This is a genomic window from Streptomyces enissocaesilis, from assembly GCF_039533765.1.
In the GTDB taxonomy this organism is placed as follows: domain Bacteria; phylum Actinomycetota; class Actinomycetes; order Streptomycetales; family Streptomycetaceae; genus Streptomyces; species Streptomyces enissocaesilis.
On the sequence record NZ_BAAAUD010000014.1, the window covers coordinates 39153 to 60692 of the forward strand.

Here is a 21540-nt window from a genome sequence, read left to right on the forward strand (position 1 = left end):
GTTACTCAGGGTTGTCCGCGAGTGATCTCGCCGCCCGGGCGCAGTGTGCGAGCGCCGCGCGCGCATACGCGGGAGAAGCCCCCGCGAGCCCGCACGACGGAGTGATCACCAGGGACTCGGCGAGAGTCCCCGGATTCAGCCCCAGCCTGCGCCACAGCGTCCTGACACCCATGACGCTACCGGCCGGGTCCGACAACACCGTGTCGGTGCCCGGCACGATTCCGGCGAACAGCTGCGTACCGCCCTCCACGGCCTCACCGATCGCCTCCTCGTCACGCTCGGTGAACAGCGAGAAGTCGAACGAGACCCCGGCGGCGCCGGCCCGGCGCAGCAGGGCGAACGGCACGTCCGGCGCGCAGGAGTGGACCACCACCGGGCCGTCGGCGGCCCCCATCACGTCCCGCAGCGTTCCCTCGACGACCTGGCGGTCCACCGCCCGGTATGTCCGGTACCCGCTCGCCGTCCTGACCTGTCCGCGCAGGACGGCCGTCAGCGACGGCTCGTCGAGCTGGAGCACCACCCGGGCGCCCGGCACCCGCCGCCGCACCTCCGCCAGGTGCGCGCGCAGCCCCTCGGCCAGCGAGCCCGCGAGGTCCCGGACCGCGCCCGGGTCGCCCAGCGCCGCCTCGCCGCCGCGCAGCTCCAGCCCCGCCGCCAGCGTCCACGGTCCGACGGCCTGCACCTTGAGCGGTCCCGTGTACCCCTGTGTGAACTCCTCCAGCGCGTCGAGGTCCTCCCCCAGCCAGGACCGCGCCCGCCGCGTGTCGCGCCCCGGCCGGTCGCCGAACCGCCAGCCGCTGGGTTCGAGGTGGACGTACATCTCGACGAGCATCCCGGCGGTCCGCCCGATCATGTCGGCCCCGGGGCCGCGCGCGGGCAGCTCCGCCAGGTACGGGAAGCCCTCGAAGCTGCCGGTGACGGTCTTCGCCGCCTCCCGCGCGTCCCCGCCGGGCATCGAACCGACGCCGGTCGCCGGGCCCCACGCGTACCCCTCCGTGTGGTCGGTGGTCCCGCTCATCGGCCCGGCCGCACCGTCAGGTCGTTGACCTCCGCGTCGCGCGGCAGGTCGAGTGCCATGAGGATCGTCGTCGCGACCGACTCGGGGTCGATCCACCGCGACGGGTCGTACTCCTTGCCCTCCTGGTGGTGGACCCTCTCCTGCATGGCGCTGGCGGTACGCCCCGGGTACACCGAGGTGACGCGCACGCCGTTCTCGTGCTCCTCGTGGCGCAGCGCGTCGGCGAGGGCCTTCAGGCCGTGCTTGCTCGCGGCGTACGGGCCCCACTGGGCGTGCGCGGCGAGGCCGGCGCCCGAGTTGACGAAGACCACGTGGCCCTTGTCGAGACGGAGTTGGGGCAGGAAGAGCCGGGTCAGCTCGGCCGGGGAGATCAGGTTCACGTTCAGCTGGTTGTGCCAGGCGCGGGTGCCGAGGTCGCCGATCCGGCCGAGGTCGACGACGCCCGCGATGTGCAGCAGCGAGTCCACCCGCTCCGGCATCGGCTGGTGGGAGAACGCCCAGGAGAGCCGGTCCGGATTGGAGAGGTCGCCGACGAGCGTACGGGCGCCGGGGAGGCCCTGCGCGAGCTGTTTGGCGCGGCCCGCGTCGCGGGCCATCAGGACGACGTCGTCGCCGCGCTCGTGGAGGCGGCGGGCGACTGCGGCGCCGATGCCCGAGCCCGCTCCGGTGATCACATGTGTAGCCATGGCCCCATGCTCGCATCACCGCACCCCGGCGCCCTCGGCGGCAGCCGCTGATGTCGCCGCCTCAAGGTAGGCCAGTGCCGCCACGCCGTCCTCCGCGAAGAAGACCAGGTCGGTGAGGGGAAGGGGCAGGAAGCCCTCCTCGTCCATCCGCTGGAACTGCTGCTTGAGGCCGTCGTAGAACCCCGCCGTGTTGAGCAGCACCACCGGCTTGGTGTGCAGGCCGTGCTTCTTCAGCTCCAGTATCTCGGTGGCCTCGTCCAGCGTGCCGGTGCCGCCGACCATGACGACGACCGCGTCGGACTTGGAGAGCAGCAACGCCTTGCGCTCGGCGAGGTCCTTGGCGATCACCATCTCGTCGGCGTTCTCGCGCGCCGCGGCGCGCAGGAACTCCACCGAGACGCCGACGAGCCGCCCGCCCCCTTCCTGCACACCGTCCGCGACGACCTTCATCAGGCCGGCTTCCGAACCGCCCCAGACCAGGGTGTGGCCGCCCTTGCCGAGCAGTTCGGCGAATTCGCGGGCGGGGCGCGTGTAGCGCTCGTCGAGGTCGGCGGCGGAGAGGAAGACGCAGATGTTCAGTGCCATGGGAAGAACCTACGCCGCACGGATGCTGGAGTGTGAGACGGCTGTCGCACCACCAGGACCACGGCTGTCGCACCACCAGGACCGAGGAGAGGATCGCCCGTGACCGCAGGACACCGCATCACCGTCGAGCAGGGAACCGAGCATGTACGTGTCACGCATGGCGGACAGGTGCTGGCGGAGAGCCGCCGCCCGCTGCTGCTGCGCGAGACCGGCCTGCCGGTGCGCTACTACCTCCCGCCCGAGGACGTCAGGACCGATCTGCTGACGCCTTCGGCCCGGCGCACCCACTGTCCCTTCAAGGGGGACGCGTCGTACTGGTCGCTGCCGGACGCCGCGGATCTGGTGTGGGCCTACCTCGACCCGAAGCCGGAAGTGGCAGCCGTGAAGGGCCACTTCTGCTTCTACGAGACGGAGACCGTCGGTACGGACTGAATTCTTTTCCCGGGAGCGATGAGTTCCGGGGCGCCGGCCGGTCAGCACCTCATGACCAAAGTGATTTCACGTGACGGCACGCCCCTCGCCTGTGAACGGCGGGGCGAGGGGCCGCCCTTGATCCTGGTCGGCGGTGCGTTCAGCACGGGTACCGCCGAGGCCCCGCTGGCGGCGTTGCTCGCACCGTACTTCGGCGTCGTCACGTACGACAGGCGCGGCCGCGGTGACAGCGGGGACACCGCTCCCTACGCGGTCGCGCGTGAGGTCGAGGACCTGGCGGCCCTGGTCGAGGAGGAGCGCGGGCCCGTGTCGGTGTACGGCATGTCGTCGGGCGGGGCACTGGTCCTGGAGGCCGCCGCCGCCGGGGTGCCGTTCGACAGGATCGCCGTGTACGAGCCTCCCTTCACCGTCGTCGGGCCGGACGACAGGGCCGCCAAGTCGCGGTACTCGGCGCGGCTGGCCGAACTCCTCGCGGCCGGTGACCGCGGGGGCGCCGTCGAGCTCTTCCTGTCGGTGGTCGGTATGCCGCCCGAGGTCGTCGCGCAGGTGCGCAGGGCGCCGATGTGGCCGGAGCTGGAGGCGGTGGCGCCGACCCTGGCGTACGACGACGCGGTGATGGGCGACGGCACGGTGCCGGCCGGGCGGCTGGCGTCCGTCAGAGCGCCGGTGCTCGTCGTCGACGGCGGTGCGAGCCCGCACGTGATGCGGGAGGCCGCCCGGCGGGTCGCCGGCGCGGTGCGCTGCGGCAGACACCGCACCCTGACGGGCCAGGTCCACGACGTCGCTCCGCAGGTACTGGCCCCGGTGCTGCGGGAGTTCTTCGCGACGTGAGCGGAGCGTCCGGCTCCGCCCACCTGGCACGGAGTGCAGCGGAAGACCGCAGCGGACCGGTGTCGCAGTGTTCGCCGGGCGTTGGCCGAAGGTTCCGCGGGGAGTCATCCCCAGGCGCGACGGTGTGCAGGGCGTGGGCCGGGGACCGGCGGGGGAGGCGTCTGTGGTGGTGGGGGAAAGACAGGCAGTCGAAGAACCGCGGCTGGGCATCAGACGCGCATCGCGCTCGGCCCGGTCACGGCGCAGTTTTCTCGTGGCGTTCCTGCCGCTGCTGGCGGTCGTGCTGACGGGGACGGCCGCGCTGGCCGTGTCGGGGAACATCCTGCTTCCCGCCGAACGGATCATCACGCTGGAAGGCAAGATGGCCTCCAAGCGGGACTTCTTCGAGGACGAAGAGGTCCAGCGCCTTCTGCTGAAGCATCACATACGGGTGCACATCACCAGTTCGGGATCGCGCGAGGTCGCCGTGCGCGAGACCGACTCGTACGACTTCGTGTTCCCGTCCGGGCAGCCGGCCGGTGACCTGATCACGGGTGAGCGCGCGGCGGACAACCAGTACGCCAAGGTGTACCGCCCGTTCGTCAGCCCCATCGTGCTGGCCACCTACCGCGAGTACGCCGACACGCTCGCCGACGCGGGCATCGCGAAGCCGCAGCGCGGCCCGGGGACGGACGAGCCGTACTACTACGCGCTGGACATGCCGAAGTTCCTGCGGCACATCCACGACAAGCGCCGCTGGAACGACATCGGGATACGGCGGCACAAGCTCACCAACGCCAACAGGATCGTCGTCCAGACCCCCGACGTCTGCGGCTCCAACTCGGCCGGTACCTACCTGGCCCTGGTCGCGTTCACCTGGCGCGGCGACGGCGACGAGGTGCCGGACTCGGACCGGGAGGCCGACGAGCGGGCCCGCGCCATCCGCCACCTCATGGAGCAGGGGCTGCCGGCCGCCGACGTCTTCCGCACCTACATCTCCCCCGAGGGCAAGAACATCGCCCCCGTGGTGGTCGCGTACGAGCACCAGTACCTCGCCTACCAGGTCCGGTACAGGGCGGACGCGAAGAAGCTCGACCCGCAGCGCGTGCTGCTCTATCCGTCCGGCCAGTTCGTCACCCAGCCGCAGTTCATCGCCCTCAACAAGGACGGCGACCGGCTCGGGGAGCTGATCACGAACGACCCGCGGCTGCGACGTCGCGCGATGGAACTGGGCTTTCGGATACTCGACCCCTCGGGCCAGGTCGCGGGCGACCAGCTCAGCGCCTTTCTCCAGGACCACGAGATCCCCGTCCCCGCCCTCTCCGGCGACGCCACGAGGTCGGCCATGCCCCGGCTGCGCTACCTGGAGCGGATGATTTCGAACATCGGCGGCTGTCCCGCGGCCGACGTCGTGCCCGGACGGCCGTGATGGGCGCGCGCCGCGGCCTCGCCGGCCTGGTCGCGCTGTGCCTCGTGTCCCTGTTGCTCGCGCTGGCCTCCTGCTCCGACGAACGCCCCGAGCCCGTGACGCTGCGCGTGCTGGCCAGTTCGGAACTCGCCGACATGAAGCCCGTGCTCGACGAGCTGCGCCGCGAGACGGGGATCTCGCTGGAGATGGACTACCGGGGCACGGTGGACGCCGGCAACGAGCTCGCCGGACCCGGCGGCCACCGGCACGACCTGGCCTGGCTCTCCTCCGACCGCTACTTCCTGCTCAGGTCCAGGGCGAACGGCGACCGGGGGGAAAAGCCCCTGGCCACCAGCATCATGCGTTCGCCCGTCGTGATCGGCATGCGGCGCGGGACGGCCGAGCGGCTGCGCGAGAAGGCGCCCGACGGCCAGATCTCCTGGGCCGACGCGGCCGACGCGGCGGCCGACGGATCGCTGCGGTTCGGGATGGCCGACCCGCGCCACACCAACAGCGGCCTCGCGGCGCTCGTCGGGGTCGCGACCGCCGCGGCGGGAACCGGCACCGCGCTGCGTCCGGACGACGTCTCCTGCGACCGGCTGCGCGGCTTCTTCGCCGGACACGCGCTCGTCAGCGACGCCTCCGCCGAGCTCGCCGAGGGCTTCGCGGCACGTCAGGGCGAGCTGAACGCCCTCATCACGTACGAGTCCGAACTGCTGGCGCTCAACAACAGCGGCAGACTGCGCGAACCGCTGGAGATCGTCTATCCCAGGGACGGCATGGTCCTGTCCGACTACCCGCTGCTGCTCCTCGATCCGGCCCGGCGCGCCGCGTACGACACGCTGGTGGAGTGGCTGCGCAGCGAACCCGTACAGAAACGGATCATGGAGCGCACCCTGCGGCGGCCGATCGATCCGGCCGTGCCCCGCAGCGCCCCGCTGCGCGAACCCGTCGGCAACGCGCTGTACTTCCCCGACGACCAGAAGGTCGTCGACCGGCTCCTGGCCGACTACGGGGACCCGGAGCAGCGCCGCTCCTCGCAGGTGATCTTCCTGCTCGACTTCTCGACGTCGATGCGCGGCAAGCGGATCGCCCAGCTGCGCGACACCTTCGACGCGCTGGCCGGCGAGGACGACTCGCGCTCGGGCAAGTTCGTCCGCTTCTACCGGCGCGAGACGCTCACCGTGATGCGGTTCGGCGGCGGCGTGCTGGACAGACGGAGCATCACCTACGAAGCCCCCTCCGACCTGGACCGGCTGCGCGGCTTCGTCGCGTCCGACGACTTCGACGACGCCACCGCCATCTGGTCCTCGCTCGACCGCGCCTACCGCGACGCGGCCGTGCTCGCCCGCGAGCACCCCGGGCGCACCCTCTCCATCGTCCTGATGACCGACGGGGAGAACAACACCGGTATGGGCCTGGACGCGTTCATCCGCCGCCATGCCCGGCTGCCGCGGGAGGCCAGGGCCGTACGCACGTACACGATCCGCTACGGCGAGGCCGACGCCGGGGAACTGGACCGCGGGGCACGGGCGACGGGCGGCCGCATGGTCGATGCCACCGGCCGGTCCCTCAAGAGCGCCTTCAAGGAGATCCGTGGGTGTGCTGACTGAGGCGTGGTGGGGCGTGTGGTGGCCCTGGATGCTCCTGTGGCTGCTGACCGCCTCGGGAGCGGCGGCTCTGCTCGTCCTGGCGGTGCTGTGGCTCGTCCGCGTCCGGCGCGATCGCGACCAGACCCTGACGTACAGCATCTGCTTCTACCTCCACGACCGCTCGGTCATGGACCACTACCAGATGCGGGGGTACGCCGCGGCGCTGCGCAAAGAGGTGGAGCAGCGGACCAGTGACAGCGCGGACGGCACCATCCGCGCCAAGGTCTTCGGGCTGAGCGCGGGCGCGGGCCGCAAGGACAACAGCGAGATCGTCAGCAAGTACATGGAGGTCGCCGAACCCATCTCGGTCATCGGCGTCATCATGGACGTGCTGGAGGAGAAGAACGTCATCGTCCATGTCGACCTGGCGGGCCGGGCGATACGGCGCAACGCGGCACTCACCCGGGCGCTCGCCGACCGGCCCCCGGCCGCGACGTCCTCCCCGCAGACCGTGCGGCTGCGCGACATCGAGGACTTCGTGCTCATACGCGGCCGGTTCCGCAAGATCAGCGAATCGCCGGAGTCCACGGTGTTCCTGGCCCCCTACGGCGATCCCGAGGACCCCTCCCGGGGGCCGCGGGTGCGGGTCACCTGCGCGACCGAGGGGCTGCGCAACGAGGTCCCGCGGGGGACGTTCTCGGCCCGTTGCCTGGGCAAGGTGCAGGACTGGAACGCCGACGACGGCGTGCTGGAGGTCCAGGCCATGGCGATCTTCCGCTAGGGCGGCACCCGGCGCGGGGCACGGCCCCGGATCAGGCCAGGGCGGCCGCCGCCCGGCTCGTCGTCGCGATGGTCGCCGAACCGACCACGCGGGTGCCGTCGTACAGCACGATCGCCTGGCCGGGTGCCACGCCGCGCACCGGCTCGGCGAAGGTGACGCGCAGCTCGCCGTCGACCAGCTCCGCGGTGACCTCGCTCTCGCCGCCGTGCGCGCGCAGCTGGGCCGTGTACGTGCCGCTGCCGGCCGGGGCCGTGCCGCACCAGCGGGGCTTGATCGCCGTGAGGGCGGTGACGTCGAGGGCCTCGACCGGGCCCACCGTCACCGTGTTGTTCACCGGGGAGATGTCCAGGACGTAGCGCGGCTTGCCGTCGGGGGCGGGGTGGCCGATGCGCAGGCCCTTGCGCTGGCCGATGGTGAAGCCGAAGGCGCCGTCGTGAGTGCCGAGCTTCGCGCCCGTCTCGTCGACGATGTCGCCCTCCGCCCTGCCGAGGCGGTTCGCCAGGAAGCCCTGGGTGTCGCCGTCCGCGATGAAGCAGATGTCGTGGCTGTCGGGCTTCTTCGCGACCGCCAGGCCCCGGCGCTCGGCCTCCGCGCGGATCTCGTCCTTGGTGGTGAGGGTGTCGCCGAGCGGGAACATGGCGTGCGCCAGCTGCCGCTCGTCGAGCACTCCGAGGACGTACGACTGGTCCTTGGCCATGTCGGAGGCGCGGTGGAGCTCGCGGCTGCCGTCCTCGTTCAGCACGACGGTCGCGTAGTGGCCGGTGGCCACCGCGTCGAAGCCGAGCGCGAGCGCCTTGTCGAGCAGCGCCGCGAACTTGATCTTCTCGTTGCAGCGCAGGCAGGGGTTGGGGGTGCGCCCCGCCTCGTACTCGGCGACGAAGTCCTCGACGACGTCCTCGCGGAAGCGCTCGGCGAGGTCCCAGACGTAGAACGGGATGCCGATGACGTCGGCGGCCCGGCGCGCGTCGCGCGAGTCCTCGATGGTGCAGCAGCCGCGCGCGCCGGTGCGGAACGACTGCGGGTTGGCGGACAGGGCGAGGTGTACGCCGGTCACGTCGTGCCCGGCCTCGGCGGCTCGGGCGGCGGCAACGGCGGAGTCGACCCCGCCGGACATGGCGGCGAGGACACGGAGGCGGCGCGGGGTCTCAGTCATAGCTCCACCAGGGTAGACGGAACCACCGACAGGGCCGAAAGCGTTAAAGGGCTCATGGAGCAGAAGAAGGCGGCAGGGGTGAGCAGACGTGCCCTGTTCATCGGGGGCGGCGCGGCCGTCGTGGGCGGGACGGCCGCCGTGTTCGGGGAGGAGCTGTCCCGGCTGTGGTGGCTCGTGCCGGGCGTCGACAAGCAGCGCACGGAGGGAGAGGTGGATCACAGGGGTGCCCGGTGGGTGGCGGCGTCGGCCGCGAATCTGCGGACCGCCGACCGGCCCGACGACTACTCCATCGACCGGATCGTGATCCACGTGACGCAGGGCAGCTTCGCTTCGGCCGTGCGCGTCTTCAAGGACCCGCTGCACGCGGCCGCGGCGCACTACATCGTGCGCGCGAAGGACGGGCACGTCACGCAGATGGCCCGGGAGCTGGACGTCGCCTACCACGCGGGGAACCGCTCGTACAACGAACGGAGCGTCGGCATCGAGCACGAGGGCTTCGTCGACCGGCCGGAGGACTTCACCGACGTGATGTACCGGTCGTCGGCCCGTCTCGCCGCCGGGATATGCCGGCGGTACGGGATGCCCGCCGACCGGGAGCACATCATCGGCCACGTCGAGGTGCCGGGCACCGACCACACGGATCCGGGCCCGCACTGGGACTGGGACCGCTATCTGCGGCTGGTGCGGGAGGAGCTGGCGGACGGCCCGCCCGTCACGACGTGACCGGGGAGCGGCCCGCCGTCAGACGAGACCGGCCGTACGCGCCCGCTCGACCGCCGGGCCGATCGCGTCCGCCACCGCCGTCACGTCCTCGGTGGTCGAGGTGTGCCCGAGCGAGAAGCGGAGCGTGCCGCGGGCCAGGCCGGGATCGGTCCCGGTGGCCAGCAGGACGTGACTGGGCTGGGCGACTCCGGCCGTACAGGCGGACCCGGTGGAGCACTCGATGCCCTGCGCGTCGAGGAGCAGGAGCAGGGAGTCGCCCTCGCAGCCGGGGAAGGTGAAGTGGGCGTTGGCCGGCAGCCGGCCGCCCGGGGACGGATCGCCGCCGAGGATCGCCTCGGGGACGGCGGCGCGCACGGCCGCGACCAGGTCGTCGCGCAGGCCGCCGATCTCGCGGGCGAACCACTCGCGCTGCCCGGCCGCGATCCGGCCGGCCACCGCGAAGGCGGCGACGGCCGGGGCGTCGAGGGTGCCGGAGCGCACGTGCCGCTCCTGGCCGCCGCCGTGCAGCACGGGCACGGGGGTGTACTCGCGGCCGAGCAGCAGCGCGCCGATGCCGTACGGGCCGCCGATCTTGTGCCCGGACACCGTCATCGCGGCGAGCCCGGAGGCGGCGAAGTCGACCTCCAGCTGCCCGAACGCCTGCACCGCGTCGGCGTGCAGCGGCACTCCGAACTCGGCTGCCACGTCGGCCAGTTCGCGGACCGGCATGACGGTGCCGATCTCGTTGTTGGCCCACATGACGGTGGCCAGGGCGACATCGGAGGGGTCGCGTGCGAGGGCCGCGCGCAGCGCTTCGGGGTGGACCCGTCCGTACGCGTCGACGGGCAGGTACTCGACGGTCGCCCCCTCGTGCTCGCCCAGCCAGTGGACGGCGTCCAGCACCGCGTGGTGCTCGACCGGGCTGGCCAGCACGCGGGTCCTGCGCGGGTCGGCGTCGCGCCGCGCCCAGTACAGGCCCTTGACGGCGAGGTTGTCGGCCTCGGTGCCGCCCGCGGTGAAGACCACCTCGCTGGGCCGGGCGCCGAGGGTCTCGGCGAGGGTCTCGCGGGCCTCCTCGACGGTACGCCGCGCCCGTCGGCCGGCGGCGTGCAGGGACGAGGCGTTGCCGGTGACGGCGAGCTGGGCGGTCATCGCCCCGACCGCTTCCGGAAGCATCGGGGTGGTCGCGGCGTGGTCGAGGTAAGCCATGGTGCGGTCGATTCTACGAGTCCCCCGGAGCGCGCGGCCCCGGCCCTGCGGGATGCGGGGGCGCGGGGCGGGGTCCGTACCGCTTCAGGACCTCCGCCGCCGCCCTCGCCAGTTCCCCGCGCACCTCCTCCGGCGACAGCACCTCCACCCGTTCGCCGAAGCAGCCCCGTCGCGCCGGTGCGGAAGCCGGGCAGCAGCGCGATCCCGCCGTGCCGCACGCGCTCCGCGTACCACCGGGACGCCCGACGCCGGCAGCGGCTCGACGTCCCGGTGGACGATGCGTACGGAGACTCCCGGGCGTCCGGCCGGCTCGGCGGCCGGGACCAGTCCCCCGGGTCCGGAGCGGCAGGGGTATCGACAGCAGCCGTTCCGACTTCACGGCGCCCGTCCCGCTCGAACGGGCCCGCCCGGGGGCGGGGGTTCAGCCGCGCGGCGCCCGCGCCAGCTGCCGGGACTGGGCGACGAGCCGGTCCGCGCTGTCCCAGACCTCCGCGTCCTCCTCCAGGAAGCCGCCCGCCAGGTTGCGGGTGGCGATGGAGACGCGCAGCGGTCCGGGGACGGGGCGGCAGCGTATGTGGGTGGTCAGCTCGACGGTCGGCGTCCAGCCCTTGAGGCCCAGCTCGAACGAGGTCGGCGGCAGGGCGTCGACGGTGAGCAGCAGCGAGAGCGGATCGGCGTCGCGGCCGTCGGCGAGGCCGAACCAGCCGCGCATCTCGCCCTTGCCGGAGGGCGCGCCGACGGCCCAGCCGGCGGTGGCGGGGTCGAGGCGGATGTCGAGGCGCCCGGCGATGGCCGAGCTGCCGGGGATGACGGCGGGCCCGGCGTCCGCGCCCAGGCAGTGCTCGTACGGCGGCATGGCCGGCGGCTTCGCGGAGGTGCGGACGTCGTCGGACAGGGCGTCGAGGTCGCCGTACGAGGCGAGGACGCGGATCCGCTCGACCTCGGTGCCGTCCTCGGCGTACTGGAAGAGGGATGCCTGGCCGGTGGAGAGGGTGCGTCCGGCGCGGACGGCCTGGGTGCGGACGACCGCCCTGCCCGGCACGGAAGGGGTCAGGTAGTGCGCCGAGACGGTGAACGGGTCGGGGTGCGGCAGGGCGTCCCCGAGCGCCCGGCCGAGCAGGGCCAGGAGGTAGCCGCCGTTGACGGCGTGGATGATCGTCCAGCCCGCGGAGAGCTCCGCGTCGTAGACGCCCGGTTCGTCCGGCGCGCGCGAGGAGAGGGCGGTGTCGCGGTCGAACTCGCTGTCCCCGATGGATGCCTGTGCCATGGCATGCACCGTACACCGAGGCATTACTAAGCGGTAGCTTCAGACTGTTCCTCGGCCTTCGCCGAGCTCCGGTGCCAGGCGCGCGGCGCCCGCCAGTGGAAGTGCAGCGCCAGCAGGCGCAGCAGGAAGGCGGTGACGACGGCGATCGAGCTGGTCACGGCGTTCAGCGCGTCGAAGCGGATGAACAGGGCGACCATCGCGGCCCCGACGATCGCGGGGACGGCGTACAGGTCGCGGTCCCAGCGCAGCAGCGAGGGCACCTCGTTGGCGAGGACGTCCCGCAGGACGCCGCCGCCGACGGCGGTCGCCAGGCCCAGGGCGGCGGAAGCGGTCAGGCCGAGCCCGTGGTCGTACGCCTTGGTGGTGCCCGTGACGCAGAAGAGCCCGAGCCCGGCCGCGTCGAAGGCCATCACCGAGCCCTGGATGCGCTCCACCTCGGGGTGGAGGAAGAAGACCAGGGCGGCCGCGATCAGCGGGGTCGTGAAGTACCCCAGGTCGGTGAAGGCGGCCGGCGGCACCGCGCCGATGATCAGGTCGCGGAGCAGCCCCCCGCCCAGCGCGGTGACCTCTGCGAGCACCGCGATGCCGAAGACGTCGAAGTTCTTGCGGACGGCGAGCAGCGCGCCGGAGATCGCGAAGACGAAGATCCCGACGAGGTCGAGCGCATGCTGGACGGAGGGCGTGAAGAGTTCCTGGAACACCGGGCAATTGTGCCGGTTCTATTCCTTGCCGGTGTCCTCCGGGCCCGCGGGCGCGGCTTCGCCCGCGGCGGCGCCCGTCGTCTTCGCCGCCGCCGCGGGTGGCGTGACGTCGACGAGCTCGATCGCCTCGCGCGCCGTGTCGAGCACGACGGACGACTCCGGCGCCTGGTCGGGCGCGTTCTCCGGGTGGTGGCAGGCCACCTGGTGACCGGTCTTCAGAGCCGTCAGCGGCGGCTCCTGCGCCTTGCAGATCTCGGTCGCCTTCCAGCACCGCGTGTGGAAGCGGCAGCCCGAGGGCGGCGAGATCGGCGAGGGCACGTCGCCCTTGAGCAGGATGCGTTCGCGCCTGTGCTTGCCGCGCGGGTCGGGCACCGGGACGGCCGAGAGCAGGGCCTTGGAGTACGGGTGCATGGGCGACTCGTACAGCGCCTTGCGGTCCGCCAGCTCGACGATCTTGCCGAGGTACATCACGGCGATACGGTCCGAGACGTGCCGGATGACCGACAGGTCGTGCGCGATGATCACGTACGTGAGTCCGAGCTCGTCCTGGAGGTCGTCCAGCAGGTTCACCACCTGCGCCTGGATCGACACGTCCAGCGCCGACACCGGCTCGTCGGCGACGACCAGCTTCGGCTTGAGCGCGAGCGCCCGCGCGATGCCGATGCGCTGGCGCTGCCCGCCGGAGAACTCGTGCGGATAGCGGTTGTAGTGCTCCGGGTTGAGGCCCACCAGCTCCAGCAGCCGCTGGACCTCCCGCTTCACCCCGCCCTCGGGCGTGATGTCCTGCAGCTTGAAGGGCGCGCTCACGATCGTGCCGACCGTGTGGCGCGGGTTCAGCGAGGAGTACGGGTCCTGGAAGATCATCTGTACGTCGCGGCGCAGCGGACGCATCTGCCCGGTGCCGAGGTGGGTGATGTCCCGGCCCTCGAACTCGATCTTCCCGCTGGTGGGCTCCAGCAGGCGCGTGATCAGCCGGCCCATCGTCGACTTGCCGCAGCCCGACTCGCCGACCACACCCAGGGTCTCCCCCGGGCGCACGTCGAAGTCGAGACCGTCGACGGCCTGGACCGCGCCGACCTGGCGCTGGAGCAGACCCTTCCTGATGGGGAAGTGCTTCACCAGGCCGCTGACCCTCAGCAGGGGCTCGGGGGACGGCGGCGGCGAAGAGGACGCCTGCTCCGAGATCGTCACTTCGGGATCCTTCGTCTCGCTCACAGCTTCGGCGCAATCTCTTCGGCCCAGATCCGGGCCCGGTCCTCGGCCGCCATGTGGCACGCGGAGTAGTGCCGTGCGGATTCCCGCCCGGGCAGCACCTTGAGTTCCGGGCGCTCGGTGCGGGTGATCCCGCCCTTGGGCACGTCCGCGTACGGGCAGCGCGGGTGGAAGGCGCAGCCGCTCGGGATGTTGATCAGGCTGGGCGGCGACCCCTTGACCGGGATGAGGCGCTCGGTCTGGTCGCGGTCGATGCGCGGCATCGAACCCAGCAGGCCCCAGGTGTACGGGTGCTGGGGCTCGTAGAAGACCTTCTCCGCGGGACCGCGCTCGACGCACCGGCCGCCGTACATCACCAGGAGGTCGTCCGCCAGCTCGGCGACGACGCCCAGGTCGTGCGTGATGATGATGACCGCCGAGCCGAACTCCTTCTGCAGGTCCCGGATCAGGTCGAGGATCTGCGCCTGGACGGTGACGTCCAGGGCGGTGGTCGGCTCGTCGGCGATGAGCAGCTCGGGGTTGTTGACCAGCGCCATCGCGATCATCGCGCGCTGGCGCATGCCGCCGGAGAACTCGTGCGGGTAGCCGTCGAACCGCTTGTCGGGCTGCGGGATGCCGACCCGGTCGAGCAGTTCGATCGCGCGCCGCTTGGCGGCCTTCTTGTCGACCTTGTTGTGGATGCGGTACGCCTCCACGATCTGGTGGCCGATCGTGTAGTACGGGTGCAGCGCGGACAGCGGGTCCTGGAAGATCATCGAGATCTCGCGGCCGCGCAGCTTGCGTACGTCGTCGGGGTCGGCGGACAGCAGTTCCCTGCCGTCCAGCCAGATCTCGCCGGAGATCTGCGCCTTGCGCCGGCCGTACTGGCCGACGGTGTGCAGGCCCATGATGCCGAGCGAGGTCACCGACTTGCCGGAGCCGGACTCGCCCACGATGCCGAGGGTCTTGCCCTTCTCCAGCTGGAAGGAGAGGCCGTCCACCGACTTCACGAGACCGTCGTCGGTGGGGAAGTGCACCTTCAGGTCGCGCACGTCGAGGAAGGCGTCCGGCCGCGGGGAGCCGGTGCGTACGGGCTCGGCGACCGCGCCGGTCTTCGTCAAGGGGGCTCCGGGGGCCTCCCCCGGGACAGGCACAGTGGTCACGAGAGCCTCACTCGGGGGTCGATCACGGAGTACAGGATGTCCACGACGAGGTTCGCGAGCACGACGGCCGCGGCGGCGATGAGCGTGACACCCAGGATGAGCGGGAGGTCGAAGTCGCCGATCGCCTTGACGGCCGCCTGGCCGAGGCCCGGGAGGCTGAAGGCGGTCTCGGTGAGGATCGCGCCGCCGACCAGGGCGCCGAGGTCCATGCCGAGGATGGTGAGGATCGGCGTCATCGTCGAGCGCAGCGCGTGCTTGCCGACGACGACCGGTTCGCTCAGGCCCTTGGCCCGGGCGGTACGGATGTAGTCCTCGCCCAGGACCTCCAGCATGGTGGCGCGGGTGAGCCGGGCGTACATCGCGGCGTACAGGAAGGCGAGGGTCACCCACGGGAGCACCAGACCGCTGAACCAGCCGAGCGGGTCCTGCGCGATGTCCACGTACTCGGCGTCGAACCAGCCGAGCTGGGTGCGGAAGACCGCCAGGGAGAGCAGCGCGGTGAAGTAGATCGGCAGCGACACACCGGCCAGCGCGATGGTCATCGCCGCACGGTCGACCGCGGTGCCCCGCTTGAGGGCGGAGATGATGCCGGTCGTGACACCGACGATGACCCACAGCACGCACGCGCCGGCCGCCAGGGACAGCGTCACGGGGAGCCGCTCGGTCAGTACGGGCCAGATCTCCTGCTCCGTACGGAAGGAGTAGCCGAAGCACGGCGCGTCGCAGTGGAACGACGAGCCGCCGCCGGTGTAGTCGCGGCCGACGAAGATCCCGCTGATGAAGTTCCAGAACTGCACCAGGATGGGATCACCGAGGCCGAGCTTCTCCCGGACGCCTTCGACCGCGCCCGGGTCCGCCTGCTTGCCGATGAACATCGCGGCGGGGTCGCTGCCGGTCAGTTTCGGGATCACGTAGAAGATGCCGAAGGTCACGAGAGTGACCACGAGCAGCATCACGACGACGGCGGTCAGCCGCCTGATGAGGTATGCGAGCACTACGGTCGGCCCGGCGGCGGCCATCACCTGCCCTTCGGGCTTAGCGGCGGGTGTGCCGGCGGAGCGAACGGACGGTCACTTGACGCCGAGGGAGGCGTAGTCGTAGCGGCCGTTGTAGGAGTCGGCCGTGTAGACGTTGGTCAGTCGCGAGCTGCGCCAGATCACGTTCTTCTCGAAGGTGAAGGGCAGGTAGACCGCGGCCTCGGAGACCTTCTCGTTGATCTGCCGGTAGAACCCGGCGGCCTTGTCCGGGTCCGTCTCCAGCAGCGCCTTGTCGAACAGGGCGTCGATCGACTTGTCCTTCATCATCGAGAAGTTGTTGTTGCCGCTGTCGAGGATGAAGCGGCTGTCGACCAGCGGCTGCGAGAAGCCCTGACCGGACGGGAAGTCGGCACCCCAGCCCATGATGATGATGCCGTAGTTCTTCTTCTCGACGTTCTTGGGAGCGCCGATGATGCCGGAGGTCTGCGCACCGTCGTACTGGTCGATCTGCACCTCGATGCCGATCTTGCCCAGCGACGCCTGCATCGACTCGGCGGTGGCGATCTCCTGCGGCTTGTTGTTGCGGACCGCGATGGTGGTCTTGAAGCCCTTCGGCTTGCCGCAGGCCTTGAGCTCCTCCTTGGCCTTGGCGGCGTTGCCCGTGGTGTCCTTCAGGACGTCGTACGGGTCGTACTTCGGGTCGGAGCCCTTGATGCTCGGCGGCAGCATGTTGGTGGCGATGTCGCCGCCCGCCATCGGGCCGCCGCGCGCGGTCTGCAGCGACTTGTGGTCGGAGCCGTAGATGACCGCCTTGCGGCAGTGGATGTTGTCCATCGGCTTGACCGTCTGCGGGAACACCGCGTACCGGATGAAACCGGTCTGCGGGTTGTCGACGTTGGCCTTGTGGTCGCGCAGCGCCTTGGTACGGCCGGCCGGGCTGATGCCGGTGGCGTTGATGTCGACGTCGTAGTCGCCCTCGATCAGGCGGTTGTCCATGTCGTCGGCGTTGGTGATGAGCTTGAGCGAGACCTTGTCCGGCAGCGCCTTGCGGACGGTGTCGCTCTCCTTCTTCCAGTTGGGGTTGCGGCTCAGCTCCATGCCCTTGTTGGGGGTGTAGGAGTCGATCTTGTACGGGCCGTTGGAGAAGGGCTTCAGGCCGTACTTCTCGACCGTGTCCTTGTCCTGGCGGACCGGCGTGGCGGCCGGCATGGCCAGCATCTGGAGGAAGTCGCCGTTGGGCTTGGGGAGCTTGAAGACGATGGTCTTGTCGTCCGGTGTCTCGATGGCCTTCAGACCGAGCTTGTCGGCCGACTTGTCCTTGTACGGACCCTTGTACTCCTTCTTCGGGTCCAGGACCTGCTGAAGGTAGATCGGGCCGCCGGAGATCTTGTCCTGGGCCCAGATGCGCTCGATGCCGTACTTGATGTCCTTGGAGGTGACGGGCTTGCCGTCCTCCCACGTGACGCCGTCCTTCAGTGTGAAGGTGTACGTCTTCTTGTCCGCGGAGACCTTGCCCGTGTCGGTTGCCATGTCCGCGACGAGTTCGGTGGACTCGGTGCCCGCGGCCGGCTTGAAGGTGATCAGCTGGCGCGTGTAGTAGCGGGCGAAGTCCCACATGAAGCCGTAGTAACCGCGCTGCGGGTCCCAGGAGTCGGCGTCCTGCGTACCGATGAACTTGATCGTGCCGCCCTTCTTGTCCGAGGCGTTCGCGATCTTGCCGACGGCCGCGTTGAAGCCGGGGGCCTTGCCGCTGCCGTCGGCCCCGTCGTCCTTGCCTCCGCCACCGCCGCAGGCCGCGGTGCCGACGAGCGCGGCGACGACGAGCGCCGCACTTGCGGCGAGCCGTCGCCTGGAAGAACTGTTGGCTGTCACGATCAGCAACCTCCGTGAGAGTGCCGGACCCTGAGGGGACCGACGGTTGTGGTGGCCTCCTGACACATCGGCAGGGGCGGCGCGTAGGGCGTGTGCGGGTGGTACGGGGCGAACGGTCAGCGGGAGCCCTTCGGGTCCAGCGCGTCGCGCACGCCGTCGCCGAAGAGGTTGAAGGCCAGCACGGTGACGAAGATGGCCACGCCGGGCGCGATCATGAACATCGGATCCGCCTCGTAGTACTCCTTGGCCTTGGAGAGCATCTGCCCCCAGGAGGCGGTGGGCGGTTTGACTCCGGCGCCCAGGAAGCTCAGGGCGGCCTCGCTGAGGACGTTGGTCGGGATCATCAGCGTCGTGTAGACGGTGATCGGGGCCACCAGGTTGGGCAGCAGCTCCTTGAAGAGGATGTACGCCCGGCCGGCGCCGAGGCTGCGTGCCGCCTCGACGTACTCGCGCTCCCGGAGGGAGAGCGTCTGGCCGCGGACGATCCGGCCCACGTACGGCCACCCGAAGAAGCCGATGACGACGATGAGCGCGCCGATGCGCACACCGGAACCGCTGAATCCCCAGAGGGAGTTGGGCAGCACCGAGACCAGCGCGATGATGAAGAGCAGCTGCGGGAAGGCCAGCAGGACGTCCATCACCCGGCTGATCGCCGCGTCGACCCAGCCGCCGAAGTAACCGGCGATGATCCCGAAGAGCGTGCCGAGCACGACGGCGAAGAGGGCCGCGAGGAAGGCGACCAGCAGCGAGATCCGGGCGCCGTAGACGAGGCGGCTGAACACGTCGCGGCCGTTGACCGGTTCGACCCCCAGCAGGAAGTCCGAGCTCATGCCGCCCCAGCTGCCGATCGGCGTGCCGAACAGCGGGTCGATCTTGTCCTCGTGGAAGTCGTTCGGCGGGTGGCCGAGCACACTGACGATCAAGGGCGCGAACAGCGCGACCAGGATCAGGAACAACACGACCACGCCGCCGGCCAGCGCCACCTTGTCGCGCTTGAGCCGCACCCAGGCGATCTTCCATGGCGAACGGCCTTCGATGGCTTTCGCCGGAACATCGGCCGCGACGTCAACGGCCGCGGTCTCCGCCGCGCTCGTGTCGTGCAGTGGTGCCGTCATCGTGGTGGGGACCCCTCTCGGCTCGGCCGACGGTGGTCGGCCCGCGCCCGCCGCTGTAGCGGCTTGTTCGCATCGCAGGTGCAAGTGGTGCAGAAGGTGGTCGTACAAACGCATGTGACACAGGGAAGGCGGGTCGTACACAGGACCGACGTTCCTTGTTGCGGGAGTCTTCAATGAGCTCGCGATCACCCGCCAGACCTGGCGGGGAATGGATGCGCAACCGTGATGTGGCCTGTGGGCTTCCGTTATCCGAACATCTTGATCGGCTCAGCGGACCACAAGCATCCTTATACCCCAGACCGGACATGCCGCCCAACGGTCCTCACGAACCGTCGAATGGGGCCGTACGCGTGACCGGTGAGACCGGTGGAGCCGGTGGGGCGGGCGCGTTCAGTAGGCGCGCGGCGCCGGACAGCCGTAGCCGCCCTGCGGGGCGGAGGAGGGCGCGGCGGGAGCCTGCGCCTCGCGGTCGTAGAACGGGCGGGCGTTGGCACGCAGCCACATGGAGACCGGGTCGTACGCGTCGGACATCGCGACGGTGGAGACGGGCAGCCCCTCGGGGACCGCGCCGACCGACTGCCGCATCATCGCGCGCACCGCGTCGACGGACTGCGGGCTGGTGTCGTAGAGGTCGAGTCCGATGGCCAGGTACGGCACCCCGAGCGCCGGCTGCACCCAGGCGCGGCGCAGGGCGCGGACCGCGGGCGTACGGTGGGCGTTCTGCGTGAGCAGGGCGTAGAACTGGGGGATCTCGACGGCCGGTTCGGACAGCCGCAGCGGTCCGGCGGGCATCCGGTCGAGCCCCGTGGCGATACGCCGCAGATCGAGCCACGGGATGCCGACGCCGCCGCCGGGGGCGTGCGGGTTCAGCCAGATGCCCCAGCGGTCGGGGAAGAGCGCGCGGGCGACGTCCTGGCCCGTGACCACTTCGTACGCCCGGCTCCAGCCGCTCGCGGCGAGCTCCTGGGCGGAGGTGACGCACGGCGCGTAACCGAGCCCGTCGACCTCCATGTTTCCGTACTGGGCGTCGGGGGAGCCCGCCTGGCCGTGCCAGAGCAGCATCCAGACCCGGCCGCCGGCCGGGTCGGCGAGGGCGCGCAGCAGCGCCTCGTACGCGTCGTACCGCCCGGGCGTCACCTGGCGCAGCATGTGCTCGACCTGCCCGGCCGCCGCAGTGCCTGACGCGCTCACCCTGGGTCCCGCCCCTCTTCGATCCACCGTGGTGCACCAGCTTAAGCGGCAGCACCGACACAGAGCACGGGTCAGGCGCGCGTGTAGAAGGGCCGCACCTTCTCCAGCATCCAGCCCGCCACCGGGTCCTGCGCCACGTCCAGCAGGAGCAGGTTGACCGGCCAGGGCACCTGGACCCGGCCGAGCGCCCGGCCGAGCGCGTCCATCGGGGCGTTCGGGTCGGCGCCCTCCCGGGCCGCCAGCTGTACGCCGACGAACAGCGTCGGGGACCCGCCCTCGATGCTGGCGAGCGCCCTGCGGGCGGTCGCCACCACCCCGCTCTCCTCGAACTCCCCGGCCGCGGCGGAGAGGAAGTCGACCGGCTCCTCCTGCCAGTCCGGCTCGAAGAGCCGCACCCTGCCCCCGGTGGCCGGCCCGTCCAGCGGCGTACGGCCGGCCCGGCAGAGCTCGGCGACGGCGGGCGGCGGCAGCGGCGCGCCGACCGCGCCGTCCGGGTTCACGGCGATGCCGAGCTGCGGGGGCAGGCCGCGGGCGAACTCGCGGGCGGGCGCCACGGTGAAGGACATGTGGGGCCCGGCGCACCGGCGCAGCTGCTCCTCGGAGCTGTACACGGGGACGTACGCCTCGCCGTGGATGTCCAGGGTGGCCAGGTCGAGGCTCGGGGAGTCGGGCCCGCCGCCGTTCGGCAGCGGCACCCACACCTGGCTGCGCCCCAGCACCTCGACGATGCGGGCGCCCGCGGCGGGGGCGCCGACCGAGGCGGCCAGCACCTCTTCGAGTTCGTTGCCGGGCCAGCCGCCTCCGCCGTGCGGGTGGGCGGGCAGGGGGAAGTCTGGGTAGTCCACGGGCACGACCCTAACGCGGCGCCGGCGGTGCCCCGCGGGGCTGTTCCCGTAACCGGAGCTCCGCCCCGGCCGGGAAGTCGATCCCCGTCAGCGCCCCCGCCGCGTCCCGGTCCAGCAGCACCGCCGACACGCACCCGGCGGGGAGCCGGCCGCCCTCCGCGTCCCGCACCAGCCGGCCCACCGCCCGCCGGTGCCGGGCGAACGCGTAGCCCGAGACCCCGCGACCCCGCTCCTCCTGGCCGGCCCGCGCCACCTGCGGCGCCACGTCGAGCAGCACCAGGTGCAGGGCGACGCCCCGCCGGCGGACGTCGCGCGCCAGCCAGCGCCTCACCCAGGCGAGCGTGCCGCAGTCGTGGACCACGACGCTCTCGCCGGAGCGCAGGGCGCGCCGCAGCCCGGCGTAGTGGGCGGCCCGTACGAGGGGGCGGTAGAGGGCGTACGGCAGCAGGCGCGGCATGCGCGCCTGCCACCGCTCGCGGACGTCCTGCGAGTCGATGCGGTGCGTCCCCGTCCTCGCCGTACGCCGGATCAGGGTGCTCTTGCCGCTGCCGGGCAGCCCCGAGACGACCACGACGTCGCCGGCCGCGAAGGCCAGCGTGCGCGGGCTGCGCCCGGAGCGCTCGCGCAGGTCGCGGACGGTGGGCACCGGCCGGCGGGCGGTCTCCCCGGCCGGCACGCCCTGTGGTGCGGGCACCGCGCCGTGCGTGGTGCCCGCGGTCGTCACGTACGCACCGGGCCGCTGCAACGTCATCGCACTCCCCCTGTCGGGCTGTCAGGTGTCCCCGCCCTTTTCCCCACCCTTGCCCAAGAAGTGTAAAGAAAAGGTAATCCGTCACCAGTGA

21 protein-coding genes and 1 pseudogene are annotated in these 21540 nt (G+C 71.5%); 6 read left to right on the forward strand and 16 right to left on the reverse strand.

Annotated elements, in window-relative coordinates:
* Position 1: 1 nt before the first annotated feature.
* From ABD374_RS07315 to ABD374_RS07325, 3 genes are read right to left on the reverse strand one after another with little or no spacing between them, the layout of a single operon-like run.
* A complete protein-coding gene (locus ABD374_RS07315; RefSeq protein WP_344492557.1) occupies positions 2-1018 on the reverse strand; it encodes a methionine synthase in 1017 nt (338 codons plus the stop codon).
* Entirely contained in the window at positions 1015-1704 is a 690-nt protein-coding gene (locus tag ABD374_RS07320; RefSeq protein WP_344492560.1) for an SDR family oxidoreductase, read from the reverse strand. Before ABD374_RS07320 ends, ABD374_RS07315 begins: the two co-directional genes overlap by 4 nt.
* 15 nt (positions 1705-1719) lie before the next feature.
* Entirely contained in the window at positions 1720-2283 is a 564-nt protein-coding gene (locus ABD374_RS07325; RefSeq protein ID WP_344492959.1) for an LOG family protein, read from the reverse strand.
* Positions 2284-2388: 105 nt separating this feature from the next.
* Here ABD374_RS07325 and ABD374_RS07330 point away from each other — a divergent pair, with 105 nt between their 5' ends.
* From ABD374_RS07330 to ABD374_RS07350, 5 genes are all read left to right on the forward strand, one after another.
* Positions 2389-2721: a DUF427 domain-containing protein gene (locus tag ABD374_RS07330; protein WP_344492563.1), complete on the forward strand. Its 333-nt coding sequence runs from the start codon at positions 2389-2391 to the stop codon at positions 2719-2721.
* A 51-nt stretch (positions 2722-2772) separates the two neighbouring features.
* Positions 2773-3552: an alpha/beta fold hydrolase gene (locus tag ABD374_RS07335; protein ID WP_344492567.1), complete on the forward strand. Its 780-nt coding sequence runs from the start codon at positions 2773-2775 to the stop codon at positions 3550-3552.
* A gap of 253 nt (positions 3553-3805) precedes the next feature.
* Entirely contained in the window at positions 3806-4960 is a 1155-nt protein-coding gene (locus ABD374_RS07340) for a hypothetical protein (protein WP_344492570.1), read from the forward strand.
* Entirely contained in the window at positions 4960-6552 is a 1593-nt protein-coding gene (locus ABD374_RS07345; RefSeq protein ID WP_344492573.1) for a vWA domain-containing protein, read from the forward strand. Before ABD374_RS07340 ends, ABD374_RS07345 begins: the two co-directional genes overlap by 1 nt.
* Positions 6536-7312 carry a hypothetical protein gene (locus tag ABD374_RS07350; protein ID WP_344492576.1) on the forward strand — a complete coding sequence of 259 codons (777 nt, stop codon included), beginning with the start codon at positions 6536-6538 and terminating at the stop codon, positions 7310-7312. The genes ABD374_RS07345 and ABD374_RS07350 overlap by 17 nt, the downstream gene beginning before the upstream one ends.
* A 31-nt stretch (positions 7313-7343) precedes the next feature.
* Here the strand turns inward: ABD374_RS07350 and mnmA are convergent, their stop codons facing one another.
* Positions 7344-8465: a tRNA 2-thiouridine(34) synthase MnmA gene (mnmA, locus tag ABD374_RS07355; RefSeq protein WP_344492579.1), complete on the reverse strand. Its 1122-nt coding sequence runs from the start codon at positions 8463-8465 to the stop codon at positions 7344-7346.
* 54 nt (positions 8466-8519) lie between these two features.
* On the opposite strand from mnmA, the gene ABD374_RS07360 reads away from it, so the two are divergent.
* Positions 8520-9188: an N-acetylmuramoyl-L-alanine amidase gene (locus ABD374_RS07360; RefSeq protein WP_344492582.1), complete on the forward strand. Its 669-nt coding sequence runs from the start codon at positions 8520-8522 to the stop codon at positions 9186-9188.
* Positions 9189-9206: 18 nt separating this feature from the next.
* Here ABD374_RS07360 and ABD374_RS07365 read toward each other — a convergent pair whose 3' ends face one another.
* The 12 genes and pseudogenes from ABD374_RS07365 to ABD374_RS07420 all read right to left on the reverse strand — a co-directional run bounded on the left by ABD374_RS07365 (position 9207) and on the right by ABD374_RS07420 (position 21449).
* Positions 9207-10376 (reverse strand): cysteine desulfurase family protein, encoded by a 1170-nt coding sequence (locus tag ABD374_RS07365; protein ID WP_344492585.1) that lies wholly within the window; start codon positions 10374-10376, stop codon positions 9207-9209.
* 161 nt (positions 10377-10537) lie between these two features.
* Positions 10538-10755: pseudogene (locus ABD374_RS07370) on the reverse strand (HTH domain-containing protein); the annotation flags it as partial.
* A 42-nt stretch (positions 10756-10797) separates the two neighbouring features.
* Positions 10798-11643: a thioesterase family protein gene (locus tag ABD374_RS07375; protein WP_344492588.1), complete on the reverse strand. Its 846-nt coding sequence runs from the start codon at positions 11641-11643 to the stop codon at positions 10798-10800.
* Between the two features lie 26 nt (positions 11644-11669).
* Positions 11670-12344: a trimeric intracellular cation channel family protein gene (locus tag ABD374_RS07380; protein WP_344492591.1), complete on the reverse strand. Its 675-nt coding sequence runs from the start codon at positions 12342-12344 to the stop codon at positions 11670-11672.
* Between the two features lie 18 nt (positions 12345-12362).
* The gene (locus ABD374_RS07385) at positions 12363-13535 is read right to left on the reverse strand and encodes an ABC transporter ATP-binding protein (RefSeq protein WP_344492593.1); all 1173 of its coding nucleotides are present in this window, start codon (positions 13533-13535) and stop codon (positions 12363-12365) included.
* Positions 13536-13555: 20 nt separating this feature from the next.
* Entirely contained in the window at positions 13556-14656 is a 1101-nt protein-coding gene (locus ABD374_RS07390; RefSeq protein WP_344492595.1) for an ABC transporter ATP-binding protein, read from the reverse strand.
* Between the two features lie 38 nt (positions 14657-14694).
* A complete protein-coding gene (locus ABD374_RS07395; RefSeq protein ID WP_344492961.1) occupies positions 14695-15693 on the reverse strand; it encodes an ABC transporter permease in 999 nt (332 codons plus the stop codon).
* Between the two features lie 75 nt (positions 15694-15768).
* A complete protein-coding gene (locus ABD374_RS07400; protein WP_486388623.1) occupies positions 15769-17550 on the reverse strand; it encodes an ABC transporter substrate-binding protein in 1782 nt (593 codons plus the stop codon).
* A 113-nt stretch (positions 17551-17663) separates the two neighbouring features.
* Positions 17664-18662: an ABC transporter permease gene (locus ABD374_RS07405; RefSeq protein WP_344492599.1), complete on the reverse strand. Its 999-nt coding sequence runs from the start codon at positions 18660-18662 to the stop codon at positions 17664-17666.
* Positions 18663-19052: 390 nt separating this feature from the next.
* Complete coding sequence (locus tag ABD374_RS07410; protein WP_344492602.1) at positions 19053-19853, reverse strand: enhanced serine sensitivity protein SseB C-terminal domain-containing protein; 801 nt, start codon at positions 19851-19853, stop codon at positions 19053-19055.
* A gap of 71 nt (positions 19854-19924) precedes the next feature.
* Positions 19925-20698, reverse strand: a complete 774-nt coding sequence (locus tag ABD374_RS07415; protein ID WP_344492606.1) for an enhanced serine sensitivity protein SseB — start codon at positions 20696-20698, stop codon at positions 19925-19927.
* Between the two features lie 10 nt (positions 20699-20708).
* Positions 20709-21449: an AAA family ATPase gene (locus tag ABD374_RS07420; protein ID WP_344492609.1), complete on the reverse strand. Its 741-nt coding sequence runs from the start codon at positions 21447-21449 to the stop codon at positions 20709-20711.
* Positions 21450-21540 lie beyond the last annotated feature (91 nt).

Excerpts from the sequence above, each read along its gene's own strand:
- ABD374_RS07315 (WP_344492557.1), bottom strand. The coding sequence starts at position 1,018 with ATGAGCGGGACCACCGACCACACGGAGGGGTACGCGTGGGGCCCGGCG.
- ABD374_RS07320 (WP_344492560.1), bottom strand. The coding sequence starts at position 1,704 with ATGGCTACACATGTGATCACCGGAGCGGGCTCGGGCATCGGCGCCGCA.
- ABD374_RS07335 (WP_344492567.1), top strand. The coding sequence starts at position 2,773 with ATGACCAAAGTGATTTCACGTGACGGCACGCCCCTCGCCTGTGAACGG.
- ABD374_RS07345 (WP_344492573.1), top strand. The coding sequence starts at position 4,960 with ATGGGCGCGCGCCGCGGCCTCGCCGGCCTGGTCGCGCTGTGCCTCGTG.
- mnmA (WP_344492579.1), bottom strand. The coding sequence starts at position 8,465 with ATGACTGAGACCCCGCGCCGCCTCCGTGTCCTCGCCGCCATGTCCGGC.
- ABD374_RS07360 (WP_344492582.1), top strand. The coding sequence starts at position 8,520 with ATGGAGCAGAAGAAGGCGGCAGGGGTGAGCAGACGTGCCCTGTTCATC.
- ABD374_RS07365 (WP_344492585.1), bottom strand. The coding sequence starts at position 10,376 with ATGGCTTACCTCGACCACGCCGCGACCACCCCGATGCTTCCGGAAGCG.
- ABD374_RS07375 (WP_344492588.1), bottom strand. The coding sequence starts at position 11,643 with ATGGCACAGGCATCCATCGGGGACAGCGAGTTCGACCGCGACACCGCC.
- ABD374_RS07405 (WP_344492599.1), bottom strand. The coding sequence starts at position 18,662 with ATGACGGCACCACTGCACGACACGAGCGCGGCGGAGACCGCGGCCGTT.
- ABD374_RS07420 (WP_344492609.1), bottom strand. The coding sequence starts at position 21,449 with ATGACGTTGCAGCGGCCCGGTGCGTACGTGACGACCGCGGGCACCACG.